We start from the raw sequence: 10,536 nt of genomic DNA, 5'->3' as shown, positions 1-10,536 counted from the left end.
TAGAAAAGACATCTTACCGGAAATTAGTAGGCAACCTCTACTTTGTATACTCCGCCATAGAAGAGGAAATGGAACGCCAAAAACAGCATCCGGTGATTTCAAAAATTTACTTTTCTGAGTTGAATCGGAAACAAAGTCTAGAAAAAGATTTGTACTATTACTACGGCGTGAATTGGCGGGAACAGGTAGCTCCCTCAGCAGCAGCAAAAGCTTACATCGAGCGAATTCACAAAATTTCAGCCACCGCACCAGAACTATTAGTTGCTCATTCTTACACTCGCTATCTCGGCGATTTATCCGGTGGACAAATCCTCAAGGGGATTGCTCAGCGGGGAATGAACCTTACCGAGGGAGAAGGTACTGCTTTTTATGAATTCCAGGATATTCCTGATGAAAAAGAGTTCAAAACTAAGTACCGTCAAGCAATGAATGAATTGCCCATTGACGAAGCCACAGCAGAGCGAATTGTGGACGAAGCTAATGCAGCTTTTGGCATGAATATGAAGATGTTCATGGAGTTAGAAGGCAATTTGATTAAAGCTGTTGGTCAAATGTTGTTTAATACCCTGACGCGCAAACGCGGTGGCGGGAGTACCGAATTGGCTACGGCTGATTAAGTTAAAGTTCCCTTACCATAAGTTTAATCTCGTTAATAGAGCAAAATTTGAAATCCTGGGGGTTTGATGGCTGGTTTTATAGTCACCAAAGCTCCGGGATTTTGCATTGTGGGCGATCTAGAAAGTCGATCGCTCCGAGACACTCGTGTCAAAATTACCCAGATGCTCTACCATACCAAAAGATTCACCGTCCCACACCCCGATTCGGAGGTTCCTCCGGCACCGTTGGTGAAGCAGACCTCGCCTGTCCCTCCAAATACTTGTTCAAAGCGTAAGCGATATCGCCACGAGTCATCGGCTTCAAAGGATGAATCTTATTAGTTCCAGGTTCAATATTGACAAAACCTTCATAAAGTGCAGTAGCCAGAGACTTTCTCGCCCAATTAGGGATTTCCGCCGCATCTGGATAATTAGCTAAAATCTCAGAAACATTAACATCGAGAAACTGAAAAACACCATAAGCTTGAGCAAAAATCGCTAAAGCCTCAGCACGAGTCACCCTTTGATTGGGAAAAAACATTCCATCGCGATATCCAGTCATAGTTCCCGTTTTCAAAACAATTTGAATCGCACTATAGGCCCAGTAACTTTTAGGTACATCTGGCAATTCCCGATCGGCTTTCTGAGAAGTTTTCCGGTGTTCTAAACCAAAAGTTTTCACCAAAATGGTAGCCAACTCCGCACGACTCACAAAACCCTCAGCATTAAAATTGCCACGAGCATCCTTAGTCATCAATCCCGCAGTCACCACCCGCTCAATCGGGTCAATCATTAATTGAGCTTGAACGGCTGTCGGGATTCCTTGCAATAGCGCGATCGTAAAAAAAATGCTAACTAAATTTTTCACGATTTTAAAATAAAACATTTGCTTCCGGCAAAGCACCCTGCATCTTACCCAACCAATCAATCAAATTATCCAATTGCTTGTCCGCACTCAAAACGGCCATCCCTCGAATAGTAACCTTTCCCTTGCTGTAGACAAAACGAGACTGCAAATGTTCCGGCAAATTAGCCTTAAGCAACAGCCAAGCAGGCTCCTCCATAGATGTTTCCAAAACAATATGCTGCTTATTTTCCGCTTTAATCCTAGAACAACCAATTTGCTTAGCAATTTGTTTGAGTTCAACAATACGAATAAGTTGCTTTGCAGGAAGAGGAATCGGCCCATAACGATCGCACCAATCAGCCTGAATCTGCTGCAACTCTTGGGGCGTACTAGCAGAAGCAACAGAACGATAAGCACTCATCTTCTGATCCAAATCCCCAATATAATCAGCAGGAATAAAAGCCGTCAAACTCAGATCAATTTGAGTATCTTCAACCTTGGGAATTTCTTGACCCTTAATTTCGCGAATTGCCTCCTCCAACATTTCAGCATACAAATCAAAACCGATCGCCTCCATTTGACCAGACTGTTCCGTACCCAAAATATCACCCGAACCCCGAATTTCCAAATCCCGCATCGCCAACTGATAGCCAGAACCCAACTGCGCGAATTCTTGAATCGCCCGCAACCTCTGCCTTGCAGCATCAGTCAACTGACTTTGCTTAGGATACAACAGCCAAGCATGAGCTTGAATACCCGCACGTCCCACCCGTCCCCGCAACTGGTAAAGTTGACCCAAACCAAATTTCTGGGCATCTTCAATCAAAATTGTGTTAACGCGGGGAATATCCAAACCCGATTCAATAATCGTCGTGCACACCAAAATATCGAAATCCGCCGCACTAAAAGTCAGCATAATCGATTCCAATTCCGAAGCATCCATTTGACCATGGGCAATCGCAATTCTCGCAGACGGAACCATCACCTGCAACTGAGCAGCCAACTCCTCAATCCCCTCAATCCGTGGCACCACGTAAAAAACCTGACCACCCCTGTCCAATTCTTGACGAATCGCACTCCGCACCGCCTCCGGGTCATAGGGAGCCAAATGCGTCTGAATCGGTCGCCTACTCGGAGGCGGAGTCGCAATCAAACTCATTTCCCGAATCCCTGACAGCGACATATACAAAGTCCGAGGAATCGGCGTCGCAGTGAGAGTCAGAACATCCACCTCTGTTTTGAGAGCTTTAATAGCTTCCTTTTGCTTAACCCCAAACCGCTGTTCTTCATCCACCACCAACAAACCCAAATCCCGAAACTTAATCGCCTTACTCAAAACAGCTTGAGTACCCACAATCACATCTAATTCCCCAGTAGCCAAACGCTTATGAATCTCCCGGCGTTCCGTTTCAGTGCGAAAGCGATTGAGCAAACCAACTTGAATAGGATAAGGCGAAAAACGCTCTGAGAGCGTGTGATAGTGCTGTTGGGTCAAAATCGTCGTCGGCGCAAGCATGGCCACCTGCTTACCCGCCGTAACCGCCTTAAAAATCGCTCTCAGAGCCACTTCCGTCTTACCAAAACCGACATCACCACAGACCAAGCGATCCATAGGTCGATCGCCCTCCATATCCCGTTTCACATCCTGAGTTGCCTTCAACTGATCCGGAGTCGGCTGATAAGGAAAAGAATCCTCCAACTCTTGTTGCCAAGGCATATCAGGAGGAAAAGCATACCCTGTTTGTTTAGCTCTTTTAGCATAAAGATTCAACAAATCCACCGCTAATTTCTTAACAGCTTTGCGAACCTTTGTTTTAGTTTTTTCCCAAGTTTGACCTGTGAGTTTGTTCAGTTCCGGCACTTGATCAGCTACAGTCCGAAACCTCGACAAAGCCCCCAATTGGTCAGCGGCGACTCGGAGAGTACCATCAGCATATTGAATCAGCAAATATTCGCGAGTTTCGCGATCGATCGTCAAACGCTCCAACTTAATAAACTTACCCACTCCATGCTGACGGTGAACCACAAAATCACCAGGGCTTAATTTATTCGGGTCTACTTGTTTAGAAGCAGCACGACGGCGCTTGCGAACATAGCTAAAAGTAGCTAGAGAATGTTGACCGTAGAATTCCCGATCGCAAATCAAAACAATCCGAAAAGTAGGCAGAATAAAACCTTCCAATTCAGCCAAACCGCTGTACTTCAAAGCAACCGGAATATGCTGCAATTGCAACTTATCGATCGCCAAATAATCCCGCGGATTCACCACAAACTGAGCCGGACAGTCATGTTCCGAAAGCAGAGAAACAGAGCGACTCGGTTGAGCCGAAACCAAAAACACCGAAAAACCGCGATCGCGCTCCTCCCGGAGCATTTGAGATAACTTAGCAAACTGGTGAGGCATCACCGGCACCGGGCGAGAAGCCAAATTAATCGCACCAGAAACAGAAACAGAAGATTCAGCCAATTCCGAAACATAAAGTCGAGGAAAAGCTTCCACATCCGCCATAGACTCAGCAAAAGAGCGGTGAATCTTAGGAACAGAAACAATTAAACTTTCCCATTGCTCCCGAGCACCTTCAAACCAACGATCGCAGTGAGCCTCACACTGAGCCGGTTCATCAATAGCCACCAAAGTATTTGACGGCAAATAATCCAAAATAGAAGCAGGCTGCTCAAAAGCCAAACCCAACAACCCCTTAATCACCTTCCCTTCCCCTTCTTCCCCCTCCTCTCCATTCCCCCCTTGGGGGGGGGCAGGGGGGGGTTCTTCCTTCGCGCCCTTCGCGCCTTCGCGGTTCGTTAGTAAACTCAACCTTTCACCCAAAGCCCCCCGCACAATTCCCCCAAAATCCGTAGGAGTCAAAACCAACCGATCGATCTTATCAAGCGATCGCTGCGAAGACGGATCAAACTCCCGAATTTGCTCCAAATCATCCCCGAACCACTCCAGCCGCACCGGCAACTCAGCAGCCACCGGAAACACATCCACAATATCCCCCCGACGACTCCACTGGCCCTCCATTTCGACTAGAGGCACCCGCTGATACCCCATCGAAACAAGTTGGCGGTCTAAAATCTTCGAGTCTTGAACCATACCTCGCGCCAAAGTCAGACAATAGGGTGCAAAAGCAGCAGGTGGCGGCAAATGAGACTGGAGAGCCCGCGCTGTAGCGACAATCGCCATCGGCTTAGAATTAGTAGTGATTTCTGGTTGCTGGACCAAATCCGCCAGCACCTGCATTTGCCCCCAAGTCATTTCGCTCTCATCGGAGTAAGATAGCTCGTAGGGCGAAGCCTCCGAAGTCGGGTAAAAATGCACAGTCTGCCAGCCCATCGCCTCCAGCCCAGCCACCCAGCGGCCAGCTTCTTCCAGAGTTGCTGTGACGACGAGTAAACTTTGCCCCTCTTGCTGGGCGAGGGCTGAAGCTACCAAACCTTTCGGTAGGCGGGCTACGCCGGAGAGTTGCACGTACCCATGGCGCTTGAGTTTGTTGAGTAGTTCTGTGGCTAGGGGCGATCGCCCTAGAGTCCGAATGATTGAAGAGAAAGTCATGGGCTGTTAATTTTTAATCCCCGATCGGCAAAGGCTCTTTCTCTTTGCCTGTTAAGGAGATTGTACGACAAACATCATTGATTGTGTCGAGGATCTGTTGTCGCCGAGGAACTTAACAGGGGGTTAATTTTTGCTCTAATATATCGAGGCTGCGATCGAAACGAGCGAGTTCCGTTAATCTAGGTACAGGATTGATAGCAACAAAATTTCGATTTTGCGATCGAGATTGAAAGCTTTCAGGCCTCTCCTTTAACCGGGCTGTGATTGCCGTTACCACCGATAATTTGAGAAATGTCCCCAAGTACCGACCTTCTGATTGTTCTGCTGCTGATTTTCCTCAATGGCTTATTTGTGATGTCCGAGATGGCCATCATCTCAGTACGCAAGGTAAGACTGCAACAGATGGCCAACCAAGGTTCGACCAATGCCCGCGTCGCATTGGATCTGGCTAATGCCCCCAATCAGTTTTTACCCACAGTCCAAATCGGGATTACGCTGCTGGCTATTCTGTCGGGCGCTTTTGGAGAAACGACTATTTCTAAAAGAGTAGAGCCTTTGTTGCGACTGATTCCCGCCCTCGCACCCTATTCTGGGGCGATCGCCTCAGTCATCGCAATTTTAACCATAACTTATCTGACCATAATTATTGGCGAACTCGTGCCCAAGCGACTAGCACTCAACAACCCAGAGCCGATCGCCTCCAGCGTAGCCATTCCCATGCGAATGCTCTCAAAAATTGGCGCTCCCGCCGTTTATGTTTTGAGTTATTCTACTGAATTAGTGCTGCGGCTCATGGGGATTTTGCCCTCCACAGAACCGCAAGTTACAGAAGAAGAAATTAAAGTTTTAATCGAGCAAGGCACCGAAGCCGGCACCTTTGAAGAAGCCGAACAAGATATGGTAGAAAGGGTGTTTCGTTTGGGCGATCGACGAGTCAGCGCCTTAATGACACCCCGCCCGGATCTTACCTGGCTCGATCTCGACGATTCAGTAGAAGAAAATCGCCAAAAAATGCTTGGCAGCGGTCATTCTAGGTTTCCGGTGTGTCAGGGAGGCCTGGACAACGTTGTCGGTTTAGTACACGTCACAGATATGCTGTCACGGACTTTAACTGGTCAACCCCTCGATTTAAGCGCTTCTTTACGAAGACCTTTATTTGTACCAGAAAGCACGCGGGGTTTAAAAGTATTAGAACTTTTCAAGCAATCTAGCAATCAAATAGCCTTGGTAGTAGACGAATATGGCGTGATTCAAGGATTGGTTACAGTTAACGACATTTTAGTCGAACTCGTGGGAGAATTTCCCTCTATTGAAGATGCCGACGAGCCACAAGCCGTCCAACGGGAAGACGGTTCTTGGCTGTTAGATGGAATGCTACCAGTCGAAGATTTTTTTGAGATGTTTGGCATCGAAGAATTGTCAGCAGAAAACAAAGGAAGTTACCACACAATGGGCGGTTTTGTGATTACAAATTTGGGCAAAATTCCCGCAGCCGCCGAACACTTTGAGTGGAACAATTTGCGTGTCGAAGTAGTCGATATGGACGGGAACCGAGTTGATAAAATCTTGGTAATGCCGATCGACAAAGCAGGGAATCTACCCCCAAGCAATCCAAAAACATGACAGACTCCCACATCAAGCCGAGTACAGCTACTTGCGCGCTCGCGTAGCCGAAGTATGATGTGGGCTTCTTAACAGCCCTAGCGAGGGCGTACCCGACTCCTTAGCCAAGAAGAATTTACCTCTCGTTCAGAGCAATTGGTGAGGGAATAAACTCTAGAATAACATTCATTTTAGTTCCTTGTAACCCATAGCCAGAGGCTCTGCTTCATCGCTTCTTCTTATTTTTTTCATCCTCCCGCAACACTTCTAAAATGGAACTACCCACATAATTACTAAAAACCACTTCTCCCGCTTTGTTATAATGACAGCAGCTATCCACATAAACAGCATCTTTAGTCTTGTCAAAAACCTTAACCCCATTAAATATATCAATCTTATTTTTTTCTAAATTAGGAAACTTTTTAAACAGAGCCGGATACCCAATTTCCACTGCCTTAGCATAGGGAGTATCCTGATTAAAAGCAATCTGCTTTTCGGCGGCGCTAAACACCCTTTTTGTCTGATAATACTGATTGGGCTGGAGTACATGAACATAAGGCACATTGCTAGCCGACAAAACTTTGTGCATAAAAATCGAACTCTTTGCCCAATTCCATGCCATTTCTTCAAATGCTACCGAATCTTGTGCCACAGATTTATTAGTATTAAGGTAAATAACGCTCCCATCATCTTGTTGTTTAGTGCGTTCTTTTTCAAACTTAATCACATCGGTTTTATAGTTATTTACTAAGTTTTGAATATACACTGAATAGAAAGCATCACACGCCGCCAAACTACAGTGTTGCAAACTTTCCAAAGCCTGATTAATCTTAGCTTTATTTTCTTTAATTCTGATAGTTGCTTTCATCGCTTTTGTAGAAAGGCTATTATTCGCCAAGTTAGTCAACGGCAAGATATGCTGAATGCTTGGCATCGCTAAATCGACCTTATTTTTATTGTTTAAATTAGAAAGGGCTACTTCATTGAAGCCATCTATATTTACAACCAGATCGAATTCTTGACGAAGGGCTAAGAAATAGTTTAAAATTAACAATTGTTGGGGCTGTTTATAGCCTCCGGTAGCAAAAGACAAAATTACAAATTCTCGATTTTTCAAACTAGGCAACTGCTTGATATATTCAGGCAAAATTTTATTCTGTATTTCAAATATTGAATAGTTAGAAGCAACCGAACCGCCAAAGACTCCAATAATAAATTGATTTTTGTTAGTCTTTTTCAACGGGTAATCGTAAGGAGAAATAAACCCATAGTTATTTACTTTAAAACCGGGGCGAAAATCAGCACTCGGTTTTTGAACAAATCCGAAAAAAGGATGAAATCTTTCTACTATAGACTCATTTAACCGGACTCCTTCTAAATTAATTCCCAAGGCAGATTTATCTAATGGCTTTTGTCTGGTATAGAAAAATTGCTTGTGCTTGACAAAATACCATCCCAAGGAACCCACCTCTAGGAAAGTCAGTAACAACAGTAAATTAATCAAAGCAATTTTGATTATTTCTGGGCTTTTTTTAATAAATTTGAAATCATTCATGTTTTTTTTACAGTAATAAATACTTATTTATTTTTTGGGGCTTTCTTTCAGTGGTGTGCTAGTTGCTGCTGGATTTCTCCATACTTTAATAATCGAACTAGAAATATAGTTTACCAATATTTCCTGTCCTACTAAATTTTTTCTCGTTCCCAGGTAGAACCTGGGAACGCATATCCAGAGGCTCTGCCTCGCGATTTATCGACGCCCAATGCCCGATGCCCACATAGGATTTATCAGCAATTAACCGGACATCATATCACTTTTTCTCGTTCCCAGGTAGAACCTGGGAACGCATATCCAGAGGCTCTGCCTCGCGATTTATCTACGCCCAATGCCCGATGCCCACATAGGATTTATCAGCAATTAACCGGACATCATATCACTTTTTCTCGTTCCCAGGTAGAACCTGGGAACGCATATCCAGAGGCTCTGCCTCGCGATTTATCTACGCCCAATGCCCGATGCCCGATGCCCACATAGGATTTATCAGCAATTAACCGGACATCATATCACTTCTTCTTGTTTCTTTCTTCCTTCCGCAACCGTTCTAAAATCTCCCCGCCCACATAATTACTGAAAACCACTTCTCCAGCTTGATTATAATGACAGCAACTATCCACATAAACAGCATCCTTAGTCTGATCAAAAACATTCACAGCGTTCACTAAATTAATATTATTTTTTGCCAAATTAGGCAACTTCTTAAACAAAGCCGGATATCCAAGTTCAACAGCCTTAGCATAAGGAGTATCCTTATTAAAAGCAATCCGCTTTTCCGCTTCGCTAAACACCCTTTTCGTCTGATAGTATTGATTTGGCTGAAAAACATGAAAATACGGCACGTTGCTAGCCGACAATACTTTATTCATAAAAATTGAACTTTTCGCCCAACTCTGAGCCATTTGTTCAAAAGCAGCATCATCTTTCATAACAGAATTGTTAAGATTGATATAAACCACGCTGCCGCCGTCATCATTCTGCGTTTGATTCCTCTCTTTTTCAAACCTGATGACATCTTTTCGGTAGTTGTTTATCAAGTTTAGAACGTAAACAGAAGTTAAAGCGTCGCACGCAGCTAACTTGCATTCCTGCATACTTTTCAAACCCCGATTAATCCTAACTTTACTTTCTTTAATTGCGATCGTTTCTTTCATCGCTGTTGTAGAAAGGCTATTGTTGGCTATGTTTGTCAGCGGTAGGATGTGCTGAATGCTTGGCATCGCCAAATCGATTTTATTTTTATTGTTTAAATTTGAAAGTGCTACTTCGTTAAAGCCGTCGATATTCACGACCATATCGAGTTCTTGATCTAAAGCCAAAAAGTAGTTTAAAATTAGCAACTGCTGCGGCTGTTTGTAACCTGCCGTGGCAAAAGATAAAATAATGAATTCTCTATCTTTCAAAGCGGGCAACTGTTTGAGGTATCTAGGGAGAATTTGATTTTGGACTTGAAATATTGCATAATCAGAAGCAACTGAACCGCCAAATACTCCGATAATAAATTGATTTGGTTTAGTCTTTTTGAAAGGGTAATCGTAAGGCGAGATAAACCCGTAATTGTTAACTTTAAAACCCGGGCGAAAGTCGGCGCTTGGTTTTTGAATAAATCCAAAAAAAGGATGAAATCTTTGGACAATCGACTCTCTGAGCCGCACTCCTTCTAAATTAATTCCCACCGAAAACTTATCTTTTGGCTTTTCCCTAGTATAGAAAAATTGCTTGTGTTTCACAAAATACCATCCCAGGGAACCGAGTTCGAGGAAAACGAGTAAAAGCACTAAGTTCACTAAAGCAATCTTGAGAAAATCTTGTCCTTTTTTGATAAATTTTAAATCTTTCATAAACCTCTATTTCGACTTCCTTGCTACTTTAATAATTGAACTGGAAATATAGTTAGCAAATAATTCCTGTCCTACTAAATTATAGTGACAGCAGGAATCTTTGTAAACAATTTCATTGGTATTGTCCAAGATATTCACTCCATTAAATACATTAACTCCGGCTTTTTGCAAATCATCAACTTTTGACAAAAGCAGCGGATAGCCTTTTGTTACCCCTTCCATGTAAGGACTATCTTTGCTAATGGCAAATGCTTTTTCCTTTTGGGGAAATATCCGTTTGGTTTGATAATATTGGTTGGGCTGAATAAAGTGAAAATAAGGAATTCTTCTACTTGATAAAATTTGATTCATCATTACCGAAGAGTCGTACCACATGGATACCATTTTGCTAAAAGCATCAGTATCATCTAAAACAGTATCAGATTTGGGAATATAGACAGTACCGCTATTTTTGGGGTCGGTTTTAGACTCTTTTACTTGTTTGTCGTACTTGATAATTTCTTGTTGGTAATCTTTGAGTAATAGCCTCACCTGTATTG

At 43.7% G+C, this 10,536-nt stretch carries 6 protein-coding genes and 1 pseudogene; 2 read left to right on the top strand and 5 right to left on the bottom strand.

The window, feature by feature from the left end:
• The coding region (locus AAFP11_RS28285; RefSeq protein ID WP_341740016.1) for a heme oxygenase (biliverdin-producing) at positions 1–617 on the top strand (617 nt) is incomplete at its 5' end.
• Between the two features lie 184 nt (positions 618–801).
• Here the strand turns inward: AAFP11_RS28285 and AAFP11_RS28280 are convergent.
• Positions 802–1,482, bottom strand: a complete 681-nt coding sequence (locus tag AAFP11_RS28280) for an S-layer homology domain-containing protein (protein ID WP_341740015.1) — start codon at positions 1,480–1,482, stop codon at positions 802–804.
• On the bottom strand, positions 1,469–4,999 hold the full coding sequence (mfd, locus tag AAFP11_RS28275) for a transcription-repair coupling factor (RefSeq protein ID WP_341740014.1): 3,531 nt from the start codon (positions 4,997–4,999) through the stop codon (positions 1,469–1,471). Before mfd ends, AAFP11_RS28280 begins: the two co-directional genes overlap by 14 nt.
• Positions 5,000–5,290: 291 nt before the next feature.
• Between mfd and AAFP11_RS28270 the strand changes: the two genes are divergently transcribed.
• Positions 5,291–6,622: a hemolysin family protein gene (locus AAFP11_RS28270; protein WP_341740013.1), complete on the top strand. Its 1,332-nt coding sequence runs from the start codon at positions 5,291–5,293 to the stop codon at positions 6,620–6,622.
• A 205-nt stretch (positions 6,623–6,827) separates the two neighbouring features.
• Here AAFP11_RS28270 and AAFP11_RS28265 read toward each other — a convergent pair whose 3' ends face one another.
• The 3 genes and pseudogenes from AAFP11_RS28265 to AAFP11_RS28255 form a co-directional block, all read right to left on the bottom strand.
• Positions 6,828–8,156, bottom strand: coding sequence for a hypothetical protein (locus AAFP11_RS28265; protein WP_341740012.1), 1,329 nt, complete (start codon positions 8,154–8,156; stop codon positions 6,828–6,830).
• 509 nt (positions 8,157–8,665) lie between these two features.
• Positions 8,666–9,997: a hypothetical protein gene (locus AAFP11_RS28260; protein ID WP_341740011.1), complete on the bottom strand. Its 1,332-nt coding sequence runs from the start codon at positions 9,995–9,997 to the stop codon at positions 8,666–8,668.
• Between the two features lie 6 nt (positions 9,998–10,003).
• Positions 10,004–10,536, bottom strand: a pseudogene (locus tag AAFP11_RS28255) (hypothetical protein); the annotation flags it as partial.

This window comes from Microcoleus sp. CAWBG640 (genome assembly GCF_020883015.1).
In the GTDB taxonomy this organism is placed as follows: domain Bacteria; phylum Cyanobacteriota; class Cyanobacteriia; order Cyanobacteriales; family Microcoleaceae; genus Microcoleus; species Microcoleus anatoxicus.
This window is presented reverse-complemented; position numbering and strand designations above follow the sequence as displayed.

Bases quoted from the DNA above. Each gene is read 5' to 3' on its own strand.
- AAFP11_RS28280 (WP_341740015.1), bottom strand. From the start codon at position 1,482: ATGTTTTATTTTAAAATCGTGAAAAATTTAGTTAGCATTTTTTTTACG.
- mfd (WP_341740014.1), bottom strand. From the start codon at position 4,999: ATGACTTTCTCTTCAATCATTCGGACTCTAGGGCGATCGCCCCTAGCC.
- AAFP11_RS28270 (WP_341740013.1), top strand. From the start codon at position 5,291: ATGTCCCCAAGTACCGACCTTCTGATTGTTCTGCTGCTGATTTTCCTC.
- AAFP11_RS28265 (WP_341740012.1), bottom strand. From the start codon at position 8,156: ATGAATGATTTCAAATTTATTAAAAAAAGCCCAGAAATAATCAAAATT.
- AAFP11_RS28260 (WP_341740011.1), bottom strand. From the start codon at position 9,997: ATGAAAGATTTAAAATTTATCAAAAAAGGACAAGATTTTCTCAAGATT.